This window comes from Hominilimicola fabiformis (assembly GCF_020687385.1).
GTDB lineage: Bacteria > Bacillota > Clostridia > UBA1381 > UBA1381 > Hominilimicola > Hominilimicola fabiformis.
In genome coordinates this window covers 21,835-43,336 of the sequence record NZ_JAJEQM010000002.1, presented here as the reverse complement: position 1 = coordinate 43,336, position 21,502 = coordinate 21,835, and the positions used below count along the sequence as shown (strand labels likewise).

Genomic DNA, 21,502 nt, shown 5'->3' with positions numbered 1-21,502 from the left:
TGATACATTGCGTAAAAAAATTATTTTCCTATTGTTTTACGACATTTTTTATGCTAAAATTATACTGTATATACAATGTATATACAGTTTATTAATACATTAATTTTAACGATTTGAGGTTTTAACTATGAATACCGCATATATATATCTTCAGCTGTATAAACTTTTTGACGACGTAACGCCTGTTCCGGTTGACTGCGGTCAGCTTTGCGACAAGGCTTGCTGTAAAGGTGACGACAGCGGAATGTTTCTTTTTCCGGGCGAAAAAGAAGTTTTTAATCTGTTAAATCCCGATTGGGTACGAATTGAAAAGACAGACTTCACATATGATTATAACGGAAAAACATATACCACGCCTATAGCTATGTGTCAAGGTTATTGTGACAGATATCAACGTCCGTTAGCCTGTCGGATTTTTCCGCTTACACCGTATCTTGACAAAAACGGTCATATGGATATTATCGTTGACCCACGTGCAAAAGGCGTCTGTCCTATGGCTAAAGGTTTTTATCTTGAAGATTTTGACGCGGTTTTCATTAAAAATATTAAAAAGGCATTTTCTTTACTTATGAAAAACAAGCAATTTAAAGCCTTTATGGTTGAATATTCAAAATACTTAGATGAATTTAAGCGTTTTTATAAATAATTAAACAGTATTCAGAAAGGATATAATTGTAATGCAGGAAAATAACAACGAGAATAAGAAAATTCTAAACGAAAATGACGCAAACGATGTAATGCAAAATTCCGAAAATACAGAAACAAATGATACAGAAGAAACAGATGTTACTCCTGTCAGTGAAGAAAATGTTTCCGAAAGCGAATTGACGGAAAATAACGAGTCTGATGTTCCCAATACAATCAGTGAAGAAGAAATAGCCGATAATTACAGTTTTGACGATGAGGAAGACGATTTTGCAATTTCTACCGAAGAAAATGACGAAACATCTCCGTCTGAGCAAGACGACAATGCAGACGACGATACAGAAACAGATATTGAAAAAGAACAGAGAAAAGCTGAACTTACAAAAAAAATAAAAGCAGGATTAAAAAAAGCGGCTGTTCCCGCTTTAATCGCAGTTATCGTACTGATTTGTACTTTCATTGCATTTTTCATATATTCCCTTTCTACTATAGAAGAAGATAAGGTTATGAAAAATGTGTACATAGAGCAGTTGGACGTTGGCGGTCTTACATATGACGAGGCACTTGATTCAATAAACGCAACATATCTTTTACAGGATGCTGCAATCACATTGACTTCAAACGGTCAGACATACGAAATAAACGGCTCAGACATAGGACTTACAGCCGTTGCGGAAGATACCGCAAAAAAAGCTTTCGATTACTGCAAATCGGACAGCACATTTAAAAATGCACTTGCCGCTATTGAACTTATGTTCAAACCGCACGTAATCGTTCCTGCCGTACAAGTCGATACCGAACAGCTTGACGCAAAGCTTAACGAATTCGGTAACATTGCACTTGGTGAAAGAAAACAGCATTACGTTGAATTTAACGATGACGGTACGCTTACAATATATTCCGGTAAGACAGGTTATAATTTAGACCCATCAACCGCCGAGCAAGAAGTTATTACCGCTCTTAGCAATGAAATTTTTAATAACATCGCGGTAACATTCGCTTCTGCCCCACCGGACGAAATGACTGTCGAATCACTTGACGCACTTGTATACAAAGACCCGACAGACGCAAGATACGAAGTCAACGGAAATGATGTAAACATAGTCGCAGGCGATACGGGACGTTACATAAATAAAGATGAGGCTGCAGCAATTATAGGAAATGTATACGAAGGCTGTGAACCTGTCACATTGCCGTTCTACGTTTCATATCCGACCGTTGACGAAAACACATTAAGAGAAAAATTATTTTCGGCAACATTGAGCAGTTATTCAACATCATACGGCAGTTCGACCGCAAACAGATGTGCCAACGTTGCAAGAGCGGCAAGCCTTATAAACGGCAAAGTAATTGCACCGGGTGATGTATTCTCATTCAACGACACAGTCGGTCACCGCACAATCGAAAACGGTTTCTCTACCGCAAAAGAATACGTTGACGGCAAGAGCGTTGACGGTATCGGCGGCGGTACTTGTCAAGTCAGCAGTACTCTTTATTCGGCGGTATTGTATGCCGACCTTTCAATTGTTGAACGTCTTAACCATATGATGACCGTAGGTTATATTCCGCTCGGTCAGGACGCAACCGTTTCGGACGGCGGAGTTGATTTCAAATTTAAAAACAACACCGACTATCCGATTAAAGTTTCGGCTTACACAAGCGGTGCGACAATCACTGTAAGCATTATCGGTACTGATTGGGAACCTCACAGAGAAGTTAAAATTTCAAACACTTCTTCAACTTCCGGCAAAAATACCGTTGTTCATTCAACAAGATATGTATATGTCAACGGTGAGCTTATCTCAACCGATACACTTAATACAAGTACATATATGCCGCACGAGCCATAATGCAAATTGCATAAATGAAAATAATATAAAACTTAATATTTTTTCATTTTACCCCTTGCAAACATTTTTAAATTATGGTATTATAATATTAGTCTTACAGCAAAGACGTTGTATAACAGAGCGAAAGCTCTGTTATATTACGTCTTTTTTTGTATAATAAAAACATTATACAAAAACAAAATATTTAAAGAACGGAGAATTGATATGTTTAACTCAGATTTGACAAAGCACCTTGCAGAGCTTTCAAAGCTTGAATTTACAGATGAAGAGCTTGAACAAATGACGGCTGATATGACAAATATCATAGCTATCATGGATAAAGTATGTGAATTTGATACATCAAAGCCTGCCTATGCACTTGATGCGGTTGACTATAAAGATTTAAGGGCGGACGAACATCGAAATTCGTACCCTACCGAAGAAATTGTTAAGAATGCGAAGAATGTTAAAAATAACAGTTTCGTAGTTCCTAAAGTAGTTTAACAGTCAAGAGAAAGGATTTGATTAACGTGGCTTTAAAAAAACTGAGAGAAATGCTTGACAGTAAGGAGATCAGTGCGGTTGAACTTACCGAGCAATATCTTGACAGAATAGAAAATTCAGATAAAGAAATAAACAGTTATATAACAGTGTGCAAAGAAAACGCACTTGCGGACGCAAAGAAAGCACAGGAAGTTATCGACAGTGGCAACAGCGGTGCATTTACGGGATTGCCTATTTCGGTTAAAGATAACATATGTACACTCGGTGTCAAGACAACCTGTGCATCACATATGCTTGATGACTTCATTCCTCCGTATAACGCAACGGTAATGGAAAAATTAAAGAAAGACAACATCGTTATGCTCGGCAAAACAAATATGGACGAATTTGCAATGGGCGGTTCATCTCAAACATCATATTTCGGCGGTGTTAAAAACCCTTACGACTTAACTCGTGTTACAGGCGGTTCTTCCGGCGGTGCCGCAGCAAGCGTAAGTGCCGACCTTTGTGCCGCTGCACTCGGTTCGGATACAGGCGGTTCTGTTCGTCAGCCTGCTTCATTCTGCGGTGTTACAGGTCTTAAACCGACATACGGCACTGTTTCAAGATGGGGACTTATCGCATTCGCATCTTCACTTGACCAAATCGGCGTTATCGCAAAGTCTGCCGAAGACACAGGCTATATGCTTGAGGGCATTTACGGCTATGATGAAAATGACGCCACATCAAGCAAAAAATCAGAGGGCAACTATAATTCACTTATCGGAAGTGATGTAAGCAAATTAAAAATCGGTGTACCGAAAGAATTTTTCGGTGACGGTCTAAATGACGAAGTTAAAACGGCTGTTTTAAATGCCGTTGAATATTACAAAAAACTTGGCTGTGAAATAGTTGACGTTTCACTTCCGAGTCTTGAATATGCGGTTTCGGCTTACTACCTAATTTCATCAGCCGAGGCGGCAAGCAACCTTTCACGTTTTGACGGTATCAAATACGGTCTTAGAAGCGGTCTTGGCGAAGACTTTAACGACCTTATTAAAAATTCACGCCGTGAAGGATTCGGTCAAGAGGTTAAAAGAAGAATTATGCTTGGCAACTACGCACTATGTTCGGGTTACTATGACGCATATTATAAAAACGCAACGCGTATAAGAACGCAAATAAGAAACGAATATGCCGATATATTCAGCAAGTGCGATGTTATGCTTACACCGACCGCACCGACTACGGCTTATAAAATCGGTGAACAGGAAAACGATCCCGTTAAAATGTATCTTGCCGATATTTATACAGTAACGGTAAACATTGCCGGACTTCCCGCAATTTCTACAACCTGCGGTTACGATTCAAAAGGTTTGCCTATCGGTATGAGCCTTATCGGAAAAGCATTTGACGAAAAGACAATCATCGCAGTATGCGACAGATTTGAAAAAGACTTTGAACGAAAGGAGATTGTACTATGAGATACCAACCCGTAATAGGACTTGAAATTCACGCGGAATTATTGACAGATTCAAAAGTATTCTGTACTTGTCAGAATGAATTCGGCGGCAGCGAAAACACTCGTGTATGTCCAAGATGTTCGGGACTTCCGGGTACACTTCCCCTTTTAAATCAAGGTGCGGTAAGGCTTGCCGCAAAGGCAGGTTTTGCACTTGACTGTACCGTAAATAATTACAGTGCATTCGACAGAAAGAATTATTTTTATCCCGACTTGCCTAAAGCATATCAGATAACACAATTTGACCACCCGATCTGTACAGGCGGTTATATAACCGTCACAGGCGGTAAGGACATCAGAATTAACCACATTCACATTGAGGAGGACGCGGGTAAGCTTGTGCATGACGATTATGAGGGCATTTCAATGGCTGACTATAACCGTTGCGGTGTACCGCTTATTGAAATCGTAACAGAGCCGGACTTCCGTTCAATCGAAGAAGTTCAAGACTTTGTTGAAAAACTTGCTTTGCGTTTAAAGTATGCAGGCGTGTGTGACGCAAAAATGGAGCAAGGCTCAATGCGTGTTGACGTTAATATTTCAATTATGCCTGTCGGCTCAACCGAATTCGGTACCCGTGCCGAGCTTAAAAATCTGAACTCATTAAAAGCAATCGGTCGTGCGATTGAATATGAAATAAACCGTCAAGCGGAAATTCTTGATAACGGCGGTACTGTTATTCAGGAAACAAGACGTTACAACGACAACCACGGCGATACAAAGGCATTACGTTCAAAAGAGGACGCACACGATTATCGTTACTTCCCTGAGCCGGATATTCCTCCGGTATTCCTATCGGACGAAGACATTGAGGAGATAAGAAAGTCAATGCCTGAAATGCCACAAGACCGTTTTGTACGTTATACAGAAAAGTACGGACTTCCGACAGATGACGCTAATCTTATTATATCAAGCAAGGAATTTTCAGATTTTTACGATGAGTCTGTAAAAATAAATCCGGACTACAAACAAATTTCTAATCTAATGCTTGTTGAACTTAACAGAAACCTTAACGATTCCGAAAAGACTATTTCAGATGTAACATTCTCCCCTGCCGATTTGGCAGAACTCGTTAAAATGTCAACAGACGGCGTTGTTTCCAAAAATGCCGCTAAGGATATTTTGAAGATTATGTTCAATAACGGCGGTAAGCCTATTGATATTGCCAAAGAAAACGGCTTTATTATGGACAATGACACATCGGGGCTTGAAGAAATTATTGATAAAATTATAGCTGAAAACGCAGACAGTGTTGAAAGCTACAAAAACGGTAATCAAAAGATTTTCGGTTTTCTTATGGGACAAGTGGTACGCACAGCGGGTAAAGGTGCAAACCCTAAACTTGCTAAGGACTTATTGACTGAAAAATTAAAATAAAGGTGGAATTAATATGCAGAAAATAGATGGTTCACAGCTTATAAGCGAAATCACTCTTGACGATTTGCAAAAAGCTGTCGGCGGTTCAATAAGCTTTTGTGCTTGCGTGCATAAGCTTAGAAAAATGAGCGGTTTCTCATTTGTAATACTTCGTACGGGAAGATATATTCTTCAATCCGTTTATTCAAAGGATAAATGTACAGGCGATTTTAACTCACTTTGTGAGGGTGCTTATATCAAAATCACAGGTGACGTAAAAGAAGAAAAACGTGCTAATCACGGCTATGAAATAACTCTTTCTTCGTTTGAAATACTTTCAAAACCCGCAGAGGAATACCCTCTTCACGTTTCAAGCAAAAAGCTTGGCTGTTCAATCGAAACTTCAATGGCACACAGAAGTGTCGCACTTCGTCACCCTGAACAGAGAGCGGTATTTAAAATTGCAGAGGGCGTTGTGTCGGCATTTCGTGAATTTATGTTAAACAATAACTTTACCGAAATACATTCACCCAAAATCGTTGCGGCAGGTGCTGAGGGCGGTGCTAATATATTCAAATTGAAATACTTTGATAAAGACGCATATCTTGCACAAAGTCCGCAGTTCTACAAACAGACTTGCGTAGCATTCTTTGACAGAGTGTTTGAAATTGCTCCTGTTTACAGAGCCGAAAAACACAACTCTACACGTCATTTGAACGAATATATCGGACTTGATTTTGAAATAGGATTTATCAACGATATGCATGATGTTATGGCTATGGAAACGGCTATGCTTAAATATGTTGTTGAGTATTTGCCGAAACATTACAGTGACGAGTTGGAGCTTTTGGGTGCAACATTGCCTGTTATCAATGAAATCCCTTCGGTAACATTCTTTGAGGCACTTGATATTCTCGGCAAGTCACATAATCAATTTGACCTTGATCCTACAGATGAAGTTAAATTGTGCGAATACGCAAAAGAGAATTATGACAGTGAATTTATATTCGTTGAAAAGTTCCCGGGATTAAAACGTCCGTTCTATGCAATGGATTCGGCAGACGACCCTAAACTTGCCGAAAGTTTTGACTTGCTTTTCAGAGGTCTTGAAATCACAACAGGCGGTCAGAGAATACACGATTATAACGAACTTCTTGAAAAAATGAAACGTTATCATATGGAGGAGGGCGACCTCGGTGCATATACCGATATATTTAAGTACGGTATGCCACCGCACGGCGGACTTGGTATCGGTCTTGAACGTGTCGTTATGAAAATGCTTGGTCTTGCAAATATCCGTGAGGCAAGCTTGTTCCCAAGAGATATTCACCACCTTGATCCGTGATGATATGATTATTTAATGTACTTTCGTAGGGGCGACCAATGGTCGCCCTTTTATTTTGCTCATTTGCCACCCCTCTGCCGTTTCACGACTGCTCACCTCAATGGTCATACAGCAGTGGCAATATTACACATTAATTTTTAAAACTCCAAAATTTTTGTTTTTTTTATCAATTATGGATAAATCAAAAAAACAATGCAAATAATATTTAACACAAATATAAATTTATTTTGGAGGAAAAGCGATGAAAGCAACAGGAATTGTAAGAAGAATAGATGATCTCGGAAGAGTTGTTATTCCAAAGGAAATACGACGCACTATGCGAATCAGAGAGGGCGATCCTCTTGAAATTTATACAGAAAAAGACGGTGAGGTTATTTTCAAAAAATACTCCCCAATCGGCGAGCTTGGTGACTTTGCCGCAAATTATGTTGAAACACTTGCCAAAGCAAGCGGACACGGTGCTTGTATAACCGACCGTGACAATGTCATTGCAGTATCGGGATTACCGAAGAAAGAGCTTATCGAAAAGCCTGTAAGCAGTGAGCTTGAAAATGTAATGAACGAAAAAATCATTGTAAGCTACAAAGACGGCAAACCTGTTTCAGTCGCTGACGGTGTTGAAAAATACAACGCGGGCGTTGTTGTTCCGATAGTATCGGAGGGTGACACGATCGGCTCTGTTTTATTCATTTTAAAAGATGGTGAAACTGCGTCTGAAGTTGAAGAAAAATTAGCAGAATCCGCCGCCGGCTTTTTAGGCAAGCATATGGAAGGCTGAAAAGGTTGTCTGCAATGTAAAAGGTGACTGCAAAAATGCAGTCACCTTTTATTTATCTTCTTCGCTTATCGAATTTACGTCGTTTTTTAAACTTTTCACGTTCTTCATAACGTCTGTGTTGTTCTGTCCTTCTATGCTGTTTTGCCTTATATATTTCGTTCTTCTTTTTCTTTTTCGGTGCAAGATACTTAAATATACCTTTACCCTCAAATTTCTTTGTTTTACCGAGATACAATACAACCGCTATTGCCGCCAAGCAAAGTACCGCTACTATGCTTACAATCGCAACTGCCGCTCCTCCGCTCTTTCTGTCGTGATGTCCCTTTTCCTGCGGAAGTGCTTCATTCGGTTCAAATGACGGCATTGGTCCAGGCATCTCAACCGGTCCTACAAGTGCCGGCTTTTTTGTCGGTCTTGGTGTCAGGGACGGCTTTGGTGATGATGATTCCATAGGCGAAGCCGTTTTTGTCGGTTTCATTGTTCCCGTCACCTTAGTCGTTGTCTTTGGTTTTGTTGTCGTTTTAGGCTTTGTTGTTGTTTTCGGTTTCGTAGTTGTCTTTGTTGTCGTATTTGATTTTGATGTACTTGATGATGTCTTATTTGACGTATTGTTTGAAGATTGTGCTTTCGTCGGTGCAGGTGTTTCAAACACAACCGAATCATTTATGTCAAAATTAAAGAATGTCGCTTTATTCTGCAACTTTCTCAAATGGCTTGTAAGTGCGCACACTGCCAAAGATGTTGCCTCACTGTTACTCTTTCCCTTACCGGTCGAAAATCCACCGTCTTTTTGCTGATACTGCATTAAGCCGTCTACCGCACTGCCGTTTTTAGCCACAAATCTGCCGTCACTGTCAGCATTAACACCCAACGTATCAAGTGCGATAACAGTCATTGCCGTTGATTCAAGGTCACCCCAATCACCGTCTTTGTCCTGTTCTGCCGACAAATAATTAAGTGCGTCCTCAACCGCATCTTTAGGGCTTAAATCAATCACATAACCCGTCTGATTTTGCGTTATCGTATACGCACCGCTTGTTTCGTAATATGGTGCAAGCGCCGTAACTGCAACTGCGGTACTGTACACGCTGTCATCAAAACTGCCGTTCGTATTTTGATGTGACAATATCCCTGCAAGTATATCGTTTCTGTTTGACAATGCCCATTCAGGAGTTTCAAAACTCTTTGAATCAAGAGCAATAAGTCCCCACGAATATCCGTTTACACCCTCTTTTCCGAGTGGTGAAACATTATCTCTGTAATAAATACCGTCCGCAACCAAGTCACGTCCGCCGACATTTCTCGGATCACCGCCCGACGCTATCGTTGCAAGCACTGTTCTTTGCATAGACGAGGCATTATGTTCTTCGCCGTAACCTGCCGCAACTCCGTCAAGGCCCGCCAAATATCTGCTGTAATCATAGTTTTTACCCATTCGGTTCAAAGCCATAATATAAAAATCAGAACTGTATGATCCGATTCCGTAAAACGGACTATCCTTATCAGCTTTCCATTCTATTGCTTTTTCTATAGCACTTTTTATGTCGCTTTCACTTGTTTCCGCATTGACGCACACTGTCGGAATCAGCATCGAAGTGCATAAAACAGCCGCCATGATTTTTTTCTTCATATTAAAAATCCCTTCTGACTTTAAATACTCTATATCAGTTTATCATTATACCATACATTACTAACAGTTTTCAACCATTATTCTTTACAAAATTCATTATATTTTCATTACAAATTTTATCGTCATATTAAACTAAATTCACTGTTATTTAATTATCAATTTTTATCAATTTATGATATGATAAAATTTAAGGGAGAATTGGAGGTATTTTTATGAAAAAACTTTTATGCACGGTACTTTCGACAGTGTTTGCTATATCATCGGCAGCAGCTTTAAATATGTCTGCGTATGCTGACAGTACAAACACGCAACAGGTAAGCTACAACTATTGGTATAATTCTTCTACAGGATATACCGATGAAAATGTGCACACACGTCAAATGGAAAAGCTTGACCGCGGTCTTATCGCAATAAAAACAGACGGCGGTGTATATTTAAGTTGGCGATTATTTGACAGTGAGGACAATATTTTCGGCAGTGCCGATAAAAATGTGTCATTTAATGTATATCGTGACGGCAAAAAAATAAGCGAAGTCGCAACCAAAACAAATTATGTTGATTCAACCGTTGGTACAAATTACAGTGTTGCACCCGTTATGAACGATTTTGAGGGAGATAAGTGCGACGCAGTAACGGTAAATGAAAACAGTTATTTTGACATACCGCTTTCAAAACCTGATGATGAAACAATTTATGACCCATCAGGCAATGAGCTTGCTACATATTCATTCTTCCCTGCCGACTGTTCAACGGGTGACGTTGACGGCGACGGAGAGTACGAAATAATCGTGAAATGGACATCTTCCGAACATGACGTCGGTTCGCCTGGTGACCCTGCATATTCCGGCACGGTACATCTTGCCGCATACAAATTAGACGGTACAAAGCTTTGGAAGAACGATATTGCACTCGGTAAAAACGTATATTCAAGTGCACACACACTTCAGTTCCTTGTATACGACTTTGACGGCGACGGCAAATCTGAAGTAATGTGTCAAACTTCACTCGGTTCAAAGGACGGACAAGGCAAATATGTTTCAAATGCCGCACAAACCGATGAAGAAATTAAAGCAATAACAGATGAAGAAAATTCAACTGCCGATTACAGAGGTTACGGCAGAATTACCGAAGGTAAAGAATTTTTGACAGTATTCAACGGCGAAACAGGTGTCGCAATGGACACTATTAATCTTCCGACAACTCGCGGAAGTGAAAACGGTGTAGACTACGGCGACGATTTCGGTAACCGTTCAAATCGTTTTGTATCTGATGTTGCTTATCTTGACGGCGAAAAGCCGTATGCAATATATTTAAGGGGCTACTATTTCGGCAGAAACGGCAAACAGCGTACAAGTATTGCCGGTATAAGCTGGGACGGTACAGCTTTATCCCCTACTTATCGTTTTGATACGCAAAAAGGTCAAGAGGGATATTTTGACGGTGCTTATCAATATGTCGGAAACGGCAACCACAACTGTACCGTTGCCGACGTGGATAATGACGGCAAAGACGAATTTATCACAGGTGCATTGTGTATGGAAGTCAATGACGACAATGAATTTCGTCCTAAATGGTGTACATATCTACAGCACGGTGACGCGCTTCATATAGGAAACTACGACCCTACACATACCGGTTTTGAATTTTTCACAGTCCACGAGGACAGCGGAACAAACAGCCTTAGCGGTAATGACATAACTCTGGATTTCGGTATGTCTGTTATTGACGCCGAAACAGGCAATATTATGTTCCACGAAGGTGCGTCCGCCGACACAGGCCGCGGTGTTATGGCAAATGTCGGTGCCGGCGGATACTATCAAATTTGGAGTGCAAAAAACTCTGCAAGACAGTCAAACGGCGGCACTGATTTCACAACTGCAACTTCGCTTACAGGCAGAAATACACCTTCAATGAATTTCCGTATTTTCTGGGACGGCGATTTATACGACAACTTGCTTGACGGTGCAAATATCACCGATTGGAACGGTCGTAATATGAGCAATATATTCAGTGCCGGAAATTATGATTGTGTTTCAATCAACGGTACAAAGGCAAATCCGTCACTTCAAGCCGACCTTTTCGGTGACTGGAGAGAAGAAGTTATATACCCTACTTCTGACGGAACGGCTCTTCGAGTATTCTCAACAACCGATACGACAGATTATAAAATAAAAACACTTATGCAAGACCCTGTATACCGCAGCGGTGTTGCGGCGGAGCAAACGGCATACAATCAACCTCCGCACGTCGGCTTCTATATGGGTAAAGAAGTGTTTGAAACAAGAACACTTACAAGCATAGTCGTAACAACACAGCCTACAAAAACTTCATATGTTCCGGGCGAATCGTTTGACAGAACAGGTATGGTTGTAAAGGCTAATTATTCGGACGGCACTTCGGATGAAATAAACACTTACACAGTTTCCGAAATTGATAAAGATATAATCGGCGAACAGACACTTATTGTTTCGTACTTAGGCAAAACGACCGATTTGAAAATAACGGTAAAATCTGTTTCAAGAATTACTGCACAGACTTCAAAATCAACATACTATCTCGGTGAAAATATCGATAAAAACACAATTACAGTTACCGCATATTACTCTGACGGTACTTCATCGGTGCTAAACTCAAGCGAATTTGAAGTGACAGGTTTTGGAAACACGCTTGGTAAACAAACTCTTACAGTAACGTATTTAGACAAAACCGCATATTTAACAATTCAGTTATTGGACGCAAACATTGCCGCACTTAATAAACTGTATGAAACATCAAGCACAACATCAGAATTAACAACGGCACAAATAGGCAGTTATGCGGGTGACTTCACGCTCGAACATACAGTGAAAATCAACTCAATCCCTGCAAACGGTAACACAGACAAAAACAATGCGGCAGGATTTTTCGTAAGATTTATGGCTGACAAGCAAACAGGCGGCGGCTGGTATCTTACAAAAAAATCTGATACTGAATTGAATGTTGCATGGAAAAACACAAGAGCGTCTTCCGTAGGCACAATCAAGCTTGGCGAAACATATACTTTCCGCTACAACTTTACAAATGTCGGCAACGGAAACGGTGCGACTGTTACGTTGACTGTTATTGATTCAACAGGTAATACGGTTGCCTCGGCGAGTGACCTTAACCTTAGAAACTTCTCCGACTCAGCAACCGGTAGGACTTCACCTATCACATACGTTCAGATTTATAATCAAGCCAACGCAAACTCAACATCAAGTGTTGAATTTGCAAATGCAAGATATTACACTACAAGCGAAATAACCGTAAACGGTCAGAATGTTGCTTTAAACATCGGTTGCCTGACAGATATGAAAGGATATGCCGCAAAATATTCAAACGGTATTTTGACAGACTTAGCCGATATTACGCCTACAACAACCGGACAATCTACTGTTTTACTTCAATTTGAACCTGATAAAGTGTTTATTTGGAACGATATGACTCCTGTTGATTTTTGGCAAAAAACAGAATAATTAAATCAAAAGGTGTTGCAATATGCAACACCTTTTTGATTTATAAATACATATTAATTATCAATAACTTCCTTAGCCATATTAATAAGTCCCTGCTTATCAAGCGGTGAATCTATTGCCGTAATATTGTAATAAATTCCGTCCTGTTCCCACTCAACGCCTTGCACTTGTGAAATTTCAACCTTCTCCGCGCCGTAGCTGAATACATATTTACCGCTTTCCTCGTCTTTCATATCCTGTTCAGTCTGCTGATAATCAGCCGGAACAACCTTATTTACATACGATATATATGCTATTGCTATGCCGTTATAATCGCTTACTTCGCTGTTGCCTCGGTCTTTATGACTGTCCGCGTAAGTGTCGGCGCTTAACATAACTTTGTCACCGTCTTTTTCATAATCAGCCATAAACGATTTATACTTTTCTTCTGTTCCGTTTTCTTCGTCAACATACTTATTTTTTCCGTTATGTCCGCCTTTAAATGTATAGCCGTTTGAAAATTGTTCGACAATCTTCGGTGAAAAGCCCACATTTTTATTAAGCGTTTCCGTAGCGGGAATGTTTGTATAATCCGGCTTTGACGATGTACTTCCCATAACATAATTGACTGCACCTTTTGACGCAAATGCCACTGTGCCGACAGCCAATACTGCCGCCGCAATAATGATACTCTTTTTAAAAGATACTTTTTTCATTTTTACATTCTCCTTTTCAAAACTATCCAACGTCATACAAAGTTTATTATGAAAATTTTCACTCGGTTTCGGAAAGGCATTTTTCCAATCATATTTATTCATCTTCAAGTTCCTCCTTTAAATTTTTACGACCGATATGCAGACGGCTTTTAACCGTTCCGACAGGAATTTTTAATATATTCCCTACTTCTTCGACAGAATAACCTTCTATATAGTGTAGCATTATTACTATTCTGATTTTGTGTTTCAGCTTTTTAACCGCATTATAAAGCTCGGTGTAGTTTGAATTGTCCTTATATTCAAAACTGTTGTTACAGTCCTCTATCGAAACAACCCTTTTATATTCACGCAACTTTTTATAACATTCGTTTATTAAAATTCTTATAAGCCACGTTTTGAAATACTTTTCTTCTTTAAGAGTGTGAATTTTCGTATATGCCTTTAAAACAGCCTCCGAAACAACATCTTCACAGTCACTTTCACTTTTAAGCATACCCTTTGCAATATGGTACATTGTATTCTCTGATTTCAGAACTTCTTGTGTAAATTTTTCTCTGTCCATTGGATTTTACCTTTCTGTATAAACATCAGCGCTTTTTGTTTGTACATTAGTTAGATAGTCATGGGCGGCATTTGGTTCATTTTTATATAAAAAAACCGACGAAAAATTTTCGTCGGTTTAAAAACGTATTTAAGCTGTCATCACGGTTGTTTACCGATGTAAGCAAGGATACCGCCGTCAACATATAGAATGTGACCGTTTACAGCATTTGATGCATCTGAAGCAAGGAATACAGCAGGACCTGTAAGTTCTTCAGCTTGTAGCCATCTGCCTGCAGGAGTTCTGCCGCAGATAAACTGGTCGAACGGATGTCTTGATCCGTCAGCTTGCTTTTCTCTTAGCGGAGCTGTTTGAGGTGTAGCTATGTAACCAGGGCCGATACCGTTACATTGAATGTTGTTAGCACCGTATTCTGAACAGATGTTTCTTGTAAGCATCTTTAGACCACCCTTAGCAGCAGCATAAGCTGATACAGTTTCACGGCCAAGCTCTGACATCATTGAACAGATGTTTATAATCTTACCGTGACCCTTCTTAATCATTGAAGGAATAACTGCCTTTGATACGATAAACGGAGCGTTAAGGTCAACGTCAACAACCTGTCTGAACTCGTCAGCAGTCATATCGCACATAGGAATTCTCTTAATGATACCTGCATTGTTTACAAGAATATCGATAACGCCTACTTCAGCCTCGATTTTCTTAACCATTTCCTGTACCATTTCTTCGTTAGTTACGTCGCAAACATAACCCTTAGCGTCGATACCGTCAGCTGTATATGCAGCCATACCCTTATCAACAAATTCCTGCTTAATATCGCAGAAAACAATCTTAGCACCTGACTTTGCATATGCTGACGCAATAGCGTAGCCGATACCGTATGATGCACCTGTTACAAGTGCAACTTTACCTTCAAGACTAAAGTTTAAATACTCACTCATCTTAAATTTTTCCTCCTTGTATTTTTATATTTAATATAAATATTAACTAATTTAATAATTCTTAAAAAAGAATTACATTAACGGTTCGGGACGATAGATAAGGTGTGAGAAATTGCCTTCAATATCTCTGTACCAATATGTCTTTAATCCCTTTGCATTTTCAGATACATCGTGTACTTCTTCAACTCTTTCATCAGCCTTTAGCTTTGCAACGATTTCGTCAAAAGCCGCCGGAGTTACAGAAAAAGCAAGGTGTCTGATACCTGCCTGTTTTTCAACGTCAGCGGTTTTATCGTCTGTTGCCGTAACAAACTCAATCATACTGCCGTCGGCAAACTGAAGAAAATATGTACCCTTACCATTGTCATAAACAACTCTGCCGCCGTACATTTCCATATACCAATCTTTAAGTGCGGCTGTGTCCTTTGAAACAACAGCAACGTGTTCAATACCGTTTACCATTATAACCACTCCTATTTAACATTAATAACTATATCTATTATAGCATATTTTCTGTATTATTTCAAGTGATTTATATAATATTTTTACAAAATCTCTTTATCTCCGATTGTCATTGAATTTCTGTGTACGTTCATAAAACCGCCTTTGAAATTATCGCAATATTTTTCCATTGCGTCAATAACACTCTGCGGTTTAAGATTATACGCACTGCCTACAGAAATACACATTTTAAGCACAAGTATGCCGTTATCTTCGCTTATTTTTTCAATGCTGTATATATACGGACGTATATCCGACTCTTTTACACCGCTCTTTGATTTTTTCATTACTTTGAGTTCGTTTTGTGCAAGAAGTTTTTCAATATCCGCACTGCCCTCATATTCAAGTTCAACCGTATACACCGCTCTGTCAAGTTTTGTAAGGTCAATTTCCTTGCCCTCAACTTTTTTTGCGGCAAGGATTTTATATCCCGGCGGAAAAGCATTATTGATTGTATCGACAAGTTCTTGTTCGCTGTAATCGCCGTCAAAGCCTACTTTCATATACTCGCAGTCAGAAGTCACGCCTACCGACAACGGCTGTGCAACCATCATAATCGGGTGAGGATTAAATCCGTTTGAAAACATAAAATTCATACCTGTACGACGTACTGTTCTGTGGAACAGACGCACAAAGTCAAGGTGAGAAATATATTTTACTCTTTCATCTCGCGAATATTTCAATATATAATTACTCATAACAGACCCCCGTACCGAATGATTTAACACCGCAGCCTGCACATTTTTGACGGCAGTTCGGTGTTGTTACAGATTGTTTTGCTTTTTCATTTTCACGCATCAAGAAATTCTTTGTAACGCCTATGTCGATATGGTCCCAAGGAAGAACTTCTTCATAACTGCGTTCACGCGCCGTATAGAAATTAGGGTCAATTCCAAGTTCGTCAAAAGTCTGCATCCATACATCAAACTTAAAATGCTCTCCCCAACCGTCAAACTTACAGCCATTTTCAACAGCCTTAATTATAACCTCGCTAAGACGTCTGTCGCCTCTTGCAAAAACACCTTCAAGATAACTTGTCTTATTATCGTGCCAATTATAACGTATTCTTTTTGACTTGATAGCCGATTTTAATGTATTCTGCTTTTCGATAAGCATGTCACGTGTATCCTGTTTTGCCCACTGGAACGCAGTAAAAGGCTTTGGCACAAAACTCGACGTACTTACGGTTATATTTATCTGCTTTGCTCTTTCCTCTTTCGGGATTGCAAAGTAAACTTCAAGCACCTTTTGCGCAAGGTCGGCTATGCCGCAAACATCGTCCATAGTTTCGGTAGGAAGTCCAATCATAAAGTACAATTTTACGTTTGTCCAACCGCCTCTGAAAAGCATATTTGTTGAATTTATAATATCTTCTTCATTTATATTTTTATTGATAACATCACGAAGTCTTTGAGTTCCTGCCTCCGGTGCAAAAGTAATACCTGTTTTTCTGACTTTCTGCACTTTTTCCATAAGTTCAAGCGAGAAATTATCAATTCTAAGTGACGGAAGCGACAAACCGATTTTCTTTTCTTCGGTTATTTTAAGCAGTCCGTCCGTAAGGTCACGAAGTCCGCTGAAATCACTTGTTGAAAGCGATGACAGTGATATTTCGTCATATCCGCTGCACGCAAGCAAGTTTTCCGCAATACCCAACAGTCTTTCCGGCTTTCTTTCTCTTAACGGTCTGTATATATAGCCTGCCTGGCAGAAACGGCAGCCTCTCAAGCAACCGCGCATAACTTCAAGCATAACTCTGTCGTGTACAACCTCACCGAACGGTACAATAATCGTTTCCGGTGCGTATGTAGCATTAAAATCTTTCATTATACGCTTTCTTACTTTCGGTTTAGCATGAGGATTGTTCGGTGTAACACTCTTTACCGTATTATCGTCATTGTATTCCACATCATAGAATGACGGCACATAAATACCTTCAATTTCGGCTATTGCTTCAAGATAATCACGTTTATTTTTCTTACCGCTCTTTTTCCACTTAACATACTCTTCAACAACCTCATGTATCGAATCTTCACCCTCGCCGAGCATAAAGAAATCAAATATATCCGCCACAGGTTCTGCGTTATACGCACAAGGACCGCCGCCGCAAACAATAGGATAGCTCTCGTCTCTGTCCTTTGCTCTTACCGGAATATCCGCAAGCATAAGCATATTCACTATATTTGAATAGCTGAGTTCATACTGCAAAGTAAATCCGAGCATATCAAAATGAGTTATTTCGTCACCTGTTTCAAGTGCAAACAACTTCATTCCATGCTTTTTCATTTCTTCTTCCATATCCGTCCAAGGTGCAAAAACACGCTCACAATATGTGTCCTCACGGTCGTTTAAAGTATGGTAAAGAATTTTAAGCCCCAAGTGCGACATTGCGATTTCGTAAGTATCGGCAAAACAAAAACCGAATCTCACATCAACATCGGCAGGATTTTTTATGACGGAGTTAAGCTCTCCGCCCGTATATCTTGTCGGTTTCATTACTGCCGACAATATCTTATCTCTTGTTGTTATCATTTTATTCTCCCTGATTAATTATTTCGTCTGCACATTCATTTTCTTCAGCTTTTTTCTGTGCTTTTCTTTCGCGTCTTTCCGCAAAAAATCCGTTAACCTTGTCCACAACTTCGGGTACAAGGTCGATTAGTTTGTCAACAGGCGAAGAACCGCCCTCCATAGGAATCAAACGCACGTTACCGTTATTTATAACAAGAAACGCCATTGCGTCAACCGACGCACCGCCGCCCATACCGCCGCCGAAGTTTTTATCGTCAAGGCTTTGAGTATCGTTTTTCTTTCTGTCAAATTCACAGCCGCCGCCGCCGAAACCAAATGACACCTTTGATATAGGCACAATCATCGTTCCGTCATTGACTATTATCGGCTCACCTACGACCGAATTTGCATCAATCATACCTTTGAAATTATTTGTTAATCCCTCAAACATTTCACTAACTTTATTAGCCATTTTCTTTTATCCTCCTATTGATTTTCTGTATTTTCAAAACAACTTTTACCGTTTTAAATCCTATTGTCAAAACATATAAACAGTTTGTCCTAAGTTTGCAATATACGCCCACATCCAAGCACGCATTATTAAAATCAGCGTCAAGCGACACATCCCACTTTTCAAGTTTCATTCGTCTGTCAATCCAGCCTACTGCATTATATACTCCCGCATTGACCGCACCCGTCGCAATTCCCGTATACATTGGATTTCCCGTACCGAATTTTGACGATACATTCAGTTCCTTTATCTTAATTGCGTGACAAATTATATAGTCAAGTAAATTTAATATATCTTTTTTTAACTGTTTATATACTTCTTTTATGAGCGTTATTATCCCTAAAATATCCGATTTTTCTTTCTTTTCTTCTTTGTCGGTCGTTTCTTCTTCGTTTTCAACTTCTTCTTCAACCTTGTCATTCGGAAAAATCTTAAATTTTAAAAACACATACTTTATAATTACAGATCCGTTATTTTCCTTATTATTATACGAAAACTCAAGAATACAGTCTGCCGGTATAAGCAAAAGTAACATTATAACAGCCACGACGGCTAATATTATATATAAAGCTGTCATATGCTGTCCTCCTTTTGTTATTGTTCAGTGTTTTCTTCGTTTTCCGCAGCAATATTTTCACCGTTCTCATCGATTTCAAGCTGCAGTCCCTGTGATGTTTCAAGGTTAAGACTTCTCAAATCAAGCGGTGGTAAATCGGTAGGCTTTGTAAGTCCGAAACACCTTAAAAACGTGTCTGTCGTCACATATAAAATCGGTCTGCCCGGTGCGTCCAGTCTGCCCTTTTCTTCAATCAGTCCGCGTTCATAAAGTCTGTTTACGCAGCCGTCCGAATTTACTCCTCTTATATGTTCAATCTGACCTTTCGTTATAGGCTGTTTGTAGGCAATTATCGCAAGTGCCTCCATTGCCGCATTTGAAAGCGGCTGCCTTCTCTGTTCTCCTAATATTTCCTGTATATAGGTATAATATTCAGGTCTTGAACAAATTTGATAACCCTCAAGAATATCAATTATATTAAATCCTCTGTGATTTTCGCTGTATTCTTTTTTCAGTTCATCGACCGCCTTATTGACTTCGTCAATGCTCGTATCAAGCACAACAGCCAATTTTGCCGCCTTAACAGGCTCCCCTGCCGCAAAAAGTATTCCCTCTATTGCATATTTAATATTATCCATTCTTTTTCTCCGTTGTAAGAATAAAGTCATCTGACTTTTCGTCATAGTCCGCATACAGCTTGTTCAGCTTTATCATTTCAAGCACCGCCAAAAACGTCGCAATCATTTCAGGACGTGAATCGTCCGCTTTAAAAAGCGATTCAAACTGTACACGTTTATTATGCTTTAACACTTTACATATCTTTTCAACCATATCGTCAACCGAAACTTTTTCTCTGCCGACAATTTTTGAAAACGCACGTTTTTCGGGTTTTGCCTTGCGAAGTCTGCGTTGAAATATGTTGTTAAACGCATCAATCAGTTCTTTCGTATCGTGCGTTATATCGTATTCGGGCATAGGAAATTTAATTTTTTCAGGCTCACGAAATACCATTTCTTTTGTTGTAAACTCACTCTTCCTAAGCTCCTTTGACGCATCTTTAAACTGCTGATATTCAGCCAACCTACGCGCAAGTTCTTCTCTCGGGTCTTCCTCGTCCTCTTCTTCCTCATTTTTAGGAAGTAACATTTTCGATTTTATATACAAAAGATTGGACGCCATAACAAGAAATTCGCTTGTATTATCAAGATTAGCCTCTTCAATTCCGTCAATCGCCTCAAGATACTGCGCCGTTATCTCAACAATCGGTATGTCGTATATACTGACCTTGTTTTTCTGTATAAGCGTCAAAAGCAAGTCAAGCGGGCCTTCAAACGTATCAAGTTTATATAATATCTTATCCATTTTTCACCCTATAATATCAAGTTAATAGCACTGTTTAACAGGTTGATAATTCCGTTAAAGAAGAAATTCACACCTGTTCCGATTATGCCGTTCAGAACGCCGGTAAGCGAAAGCACCATAATTAAAAGCATAGAATATCTTTCGTATCTCAGCATAGTGTAATATGCTTTGTTCGGAAGAAACATTCCAAGTACTTTTGCACCGTCAAGCGGTGGTATCGGAATTATGTTAAACACCATAAAGCATAGATTTCTTATCGCAAAAAGCTGTGCAAAAGTTGCAACACCGTTTAGAACGCTTGTACCGAAACCGAGCTTTATACATAAAACGTGAAGTATCGCATATATAAGCAATGCCGCAAAAGCCATAATCAAATTGGCAAGCGGTCCTGCCGCTGCGGTAAGTGCCATACCCTTTTTTGTATCTTTATAATATGACGGATTTACCCCGACAGGTTTTGCCCAACCGAAGCCTGTCAAAATCATCAACAACGTACCGACAGGGTCAAGGTGTGCAAGCGGATTTAAAGTCAATCTTCCCTCACGTTCGGGTGTCGGGTCACCAAGTTTTGTCGATACCCAACCGTGTGCAAATTCGTGTCCCGTCAACGCTATAAGCGTTATAGGCACATTGATTATTATGTTTATTAAATTAAAACCAACCATATATTTTTTCTCCTTAAATACAGATAATTATATTATATAATTATTTTCAGAAAAAGTAAAGTAAAATCGCACAAAAAATAACCTCTGCACAAGTATGATTTGTCAGAGGTTATTTT

The 21,502-nt window shown here is 39.5% G+C and carries 20 protein-coding genes; 8 read left to right on the top strand and 12 right to left on the bottom strand.

All coding sequences use genetic code 11. From position 1 onward, the window contains the following. The first annotated feature begins 127 nt into the window (after window positions 1-127). The 7 genes from LKE05_RS01640 to spoVT all read left to right on the top strand — a co-directional run bounded on the left by LKE05_RS01640 (window position 128) and on the right by spoVT (window position 7,958). Window positions 128-646 carry a hypothetical protein gene (locus tag LKE05_RS01640; RefSeq protein WP_308455726.1) on the top strand — a complete coding sequence of 173 codons (519 nt, stop codon included), beginning with the start codon at window positions 128-130 and terminating at the stop codon, window positions 644-646. Between the two features lie 31 nt (window positions 647-677). Then, the gene (locus tag LKE05_RS01635; protein WP_308455725.1) at window positions 678-2,495 is read left to right on the top strand and encodes a VanW family protein; all 1,818 of its coding nucleotides are present in this window, start codon (window positions 678-680) and stop codon (window positions 2,493-2,495) included. A gap of 204 nt (window positions 2,496-2,699) precedes the next feature. After that, window positions 2,700-2,978 carry an Asp-tRNA(Asn)/Glu-tRNA(Gln) amidotransferase subunit GatC gene (gene gatC, locus LKE05_RS01630; RefSeq protein ID WP_022229919.1) on the top strand — a complete coding sequence of 93 codons (279 nt, stop codon included), beginning with the start codon at window positions 2,700-2,702 and terminating at the stop codon, window positions 2,976-2,978. A gap of 50 nt (window positions 2,979-3,028) precedes the next feature. Next, window positions 3,029-4,441, top strand: coding sequence for an Asp-tRNA(Asn)/Glu-tRNA(Gln) amidotransferase subunit GatA (gatA, locus tag LKE05_RS01625; protein WP_308455850.1), 1,413 nt, complete (start codon window positions 3,029-3,031; stop codon window positions 4,439-4,441). After that, on the top strand, window positions 4,438-5,856 hold the full coding sequence (gene gatB / locus LKE05_RS01620; protein ID WP_308455724.1) for an Asp-tRNA(Asn)/Glu-tRNA(Gln) amidotransferase subunit GatB: 1,419 nt from the start codon (window positions 4,438-4,440) through the stop codon (window positions 5,854-5,856). The genes gatA and gatB overlap by 4 nt, the downstream gene beginning before the upstream one ends. A 13-nt stretch (window positions 5,857-5,869) precedes the next feature. Continuing rightward, window positions 5,870-7,180 (top strand): aspartate--tRNA(Asn) ligase, encoded by a 1,311-nt coding sequence (gene aspS / locus LKE05_RS01615; RefSeq protein WP_308455723.1) that lies wholly within the window; start codon window positions 5,870-5,872, stop codon window positions 7,178-7,180. A 241-nt stretch (window positions 7,181-7,421) separates the two neighbouring features. Then, window positions 7,422-7,958, top strand: a complete 537-nt coding sequence (spoVT, locus tag LKE05_RS01610; protein WP_118446585.1) for a stage V sporulation protein T — start codon at window positions 7,422-7,424, stop codon at window positions 7,956-7,958. A 52-nt stretch (window positions 7,959-8,010) separates the two neighbouring features. Here spoVT and LKE05_RS01605 read toward each other — a convergent pair whose 3' ends face one another. Next, window positions 8,011-9,588, bottom strand: coding sequence for a prenyltransferase/squalene oxidase repeat-containing protein (locus LKE05_RS01605; protein WP_308455722.1), 1,578 nt, complete (start codon window positions 9,586-9,588; stop codon window positions 8,011-8,013). Between the two features lie 212 nt (window positions 9,589-9,800). On the opposite strand from LKE05_RS01605, the gene LKE05_RS01600 reads away from it, so the two are divergent. Beyond that, entirely contained in the window at window positions 9,801-13,082 is a 3,282-nt protein-coding gene (locus tag LKE05_RS01600) for a rhamnogalacturonan lyase family protein (protein ID WP_308455721.1), read from the top strand. Window positions 13,083-13,135: 53 nt separating this feature from the next. Here LKE05_RS01600 and LKE05_RS01595 read toward each other — a convergent pair whose 3' ends face one another. The 11 genes from LKE05_RS01595 to LKE05_RS01545 all read right to left on the bottom strand — a co-directional run bounded on the left by LKE05_RS01595 (window position 13,136) and on the right by LKE05_RS01545 (window position 21,386). Next, complete coding sequence (locus LKE05_RS01595; protein ID WP_022229912.1) at window positions 13,136-13,879, bottom strand: hypothetical protein; 744 nt, start codon at window positions 13,877-13,879, stop codon at window positions 13,136-13,138. Then, a complete protein-coding gene (locus tag LKE05_RS01590; RefSeq protein ID WP_022229911.1) occupies window positions 13,872-14,339 on the bottom strand; it encodes an RNA polymerase sigma factor in 468 nt (155 codons plus the stop codon). The genes LKE05_RS01595 and LKE05_RS01590 overlap by 8 nt, the downstream gene beginning before the upstream one ends. 140 nt (window positions 14,340-14,479) lie before the next feature. Further along, window positions 14,480-15,280 carry a gluconate 5-dehydrogenase gene (locus LKE05_RS01585; RefSeq protein WP_022229910.1) on the bottom strand — a complete coding sequence of 267 codons (801 nt, stop codon included), beginning with the start codon at window positions 15,278-15,280 and terminating at the stop codon, window positions 14,480-14,482. Window positions 15,281-15,352: 72 nt separating this feature from the next. Continuing rightward, window positions 15,353-15,742 (bottom strand): VOC family protein, encoded by a 390-nt coding sequence (locus LKE05_RS01580; protein WP_022229909.1) that lies wholly within the window; start codon window positions 15,740-15,742, stop codon window positions 15,353-15,355. An 83-nt stretch (window positions 15,743-15,825) separates the two neighbouring features. After that, window positions 15,826-16,479 (bottom strand): TIGR03936 family radical SAM-associated protein, encoded by a 654-nt coding sequence (locus LKE05_RS01575; protein ID WP_308455720.1) that lies wholly within the window; start codon window positions 16,477-16,479, stop codon window positions 15,826-15,828. Next, a complete protein-coding gene (locus tag LKE05_RS01570; protein ID WP_022229907.1) occupies window positions 16,472-18,313 on the bottom strand; it encodes a TIGR03960 family B12-binding radical SAM protein in 1,842 nt (613 codons plus the stop codon). The genes LKE05_RS01575 and LKE05_RS01570 overlap by 8 nt, the downstream gene beginning before the upstream one ends. 1 nt (window position 18,314) lies before the next feature. Beyond that, window positions 18,315-18,764 (bottom strand): GerW family sporulation protein, encoded by a 450-nt coding sequence (gene ytfJ, locus LKE05_RS01565; protein WP_022229906.1) that lies wholly within the window; start codon window positions 18,762-18,764, stop codon window positions 18,315-18,317. Continuing rightward, window positions 18,757-19,380 (bottom strand): DUF2953 domain-containing protein, encoded by a 624-nt coding sequence (locus LKE05_RS01560; protein ID WP_308455719.1) that lies wholly within the window; start codon window positions 19,378-19,380, stop codon window positions 18,757-18,759. The genes ytfJ and LKE05_RS01560 overlap by 8 nt, the downstream gene beginning before the upstream one ends. A gap of 17 nt (window positions 19,381-19,397) precedes the next feature. Then, window positions 19,398-19,997 (bottom strand): SMC-Scp complex subunit ScpB, encoded by a 600-nt coding sequence (gene scpB, locus LKE05_RS01555; RefSeq protein ID WP_308455718.1) that lies wholly within the window; start codon window positions 19,995-19,997, stop codon window positions 19,398-19,400. Then, the gene (locus LKE05_RS01550; protein ID WP_308455717.1) at window positions 19,990-20,721 is read right to left on the bottom strand and encodes a segregation and condensation protein A; all 732 of its coding nucleotides are present in this window, start codon (window positions 20,719-20,721) and stop codon (window positions 19,990-19,992) included. Before LKE05_RS01550 ends, scpB begins: the two co-directional genes overlap by 8 nt. Before the next feature lie 8 nt (window positions 20,722-20,729). Beyond that, window positions 20,730-21,386 carry a site-2 protease family protein gene (locus LKE05_RS01545; protein ID WP_308455716.1) on the bottom strand — a complete coding sequence of 219 codons (657 nt, stop codon included), beginning with the start codon at window positions 21,384-21,386 and terminating at the stop codon, window positions 20,730-20,732. Window positions 21,387-21,502 lie beyond the last annotated feature (116 nt).

Bases quoted from the DNA above. Each gene is read 5' to 3' on its own strand.
- gatC (WP_022229919.1), top strand. From the start codon at position 2,700: ATGTTTAACTCAGATTTGACAAAGCACCTTGCAGAGCTTTCAAAGCTT.
- LKE05_RS01580 (WP_022229909.1), bottom strand. From the start codon at position 15,742: ATGGTAAACGGTATTGAACACGTTGCTGTTGTTTCAAAGGACACAGCC.
- LKE05_RS01640 (WP_308455726.1), top strand. From the start codon at position 128: ATGAATACCGCATATATATATCTTCAGCTGTATAAACTTTTTGACGAC.
- gatA (WP_308455850.1), top strand. From the start codon at position 3,029: ATGCTTGACAGTAAGGAGATCAGTGCGGTTGAACTTACCGAGCAATAT.
- scpB (WP_308455718.1), bottom strand. From the start codon at position 19,997: ATGGATAATATTAAATATGCAATAGAGGGAATACTTTTTGCGGCAGGG.
- LKE05_RS01545 (WP_308455716.1), bottom strand. From the start codon at position 21,386: ATGGTTGGTTTTAATTTAATAAACATAATAATCAATGTGCCTATAACG.
- LKE05_RS01550 (WP_308455717.1), bottom strand. From the start codon at position 20,721: ATGGATAAGATATTATATAAACTTGATACGTTTGAAGGCCCGCTTGAC.
- LKE05_RS01590 (WP_022229911.1), bottom strand. From the start codon at position 14,339: ATGGACAGAGAAAAATTTACACAAGAAGTTCTGAAATCAGAGAATACA.
- LKE05_RS01605 (WP_308455722.1), bottom strand. From the start codon at position 9,588: ATGAAGAAAAAAATCATGGCGGCTGTTTTATGCACTTCGATGCTGATT.
- aspS (WP_308455723.1), top strand. From the start codon at position 5,870: ATGCAGAAAATAGATGGTTCACAGCTTATAAGCGAAATCACTCTTGAC.
- gatB (WP_308455724.1), top strand. From the start codon at position 4,438: ATGAGATACCAACCCGTAATAGGACTTGAAATTCACGCGGAATTATTG.
- LKE05_RS01595 (WP_022229912.1), bottom strand. From the start codon at position 13,879: ATGAATAAATATGATTGGAAAAATGCCTTTCCGAAACCGAGTGAAAAT.
- LKE05_RS01600 (WP_308455721.1), top strand. From the start codon at position 9,801: ATGAAAAAACTTTTATGCACGGTACTTTCGACAGTGTTTGCTATATCA.
- spoVT (WP_118446585.1), top strand. From the start codon at position 7,422: ATGAAAGCAACAGGAATTGTAAGAAGAATAGATGATCTCGGAAGAGTT.
- LKE05_RS01585 (WP_022229910.1), bottom strand. From the start codon at position 15,280: ATGAGTGAGTATTTAAACTTTAGTCTTGAAGGTAAAGTTGCACTTGTA.
- LKE05_RS01570 (WP_022229907.1), bottom strand. From the start codon at position 18,313: ATGATAACAACAAGAGATAAGATATTGTCGGCAGTAATGAAACCGACA.
- LKE05_RS01635 (WP_308455725.1), top strand. From the start codon at position 678: ATGCAGGAAAATAACAACGAGAATAAGAAAATTCTAAACGAAAATGAC.
- LKE05_RS01575 (WP_308455720.1), bottom strand. From the start codon at position 16,479: ATGAGTAATTATATATTGAAATATTCGCGAGATGAAAGAGTAAAATAT.
- LKE05_RS01560 (WP_308455719.1), bottom strand. From the start codon at position 19,380: ATGACAGCTTTATATATAATATTAGCCGTCGTGGCTGTTATAATGTTA.
- ytfJ (WP_022229906.1), bottom strand. From the start codon at position 18,764: ATGGCTAATAAAGTTAGTGAAATGTTTGAGGGATTAACAAATAATTTC.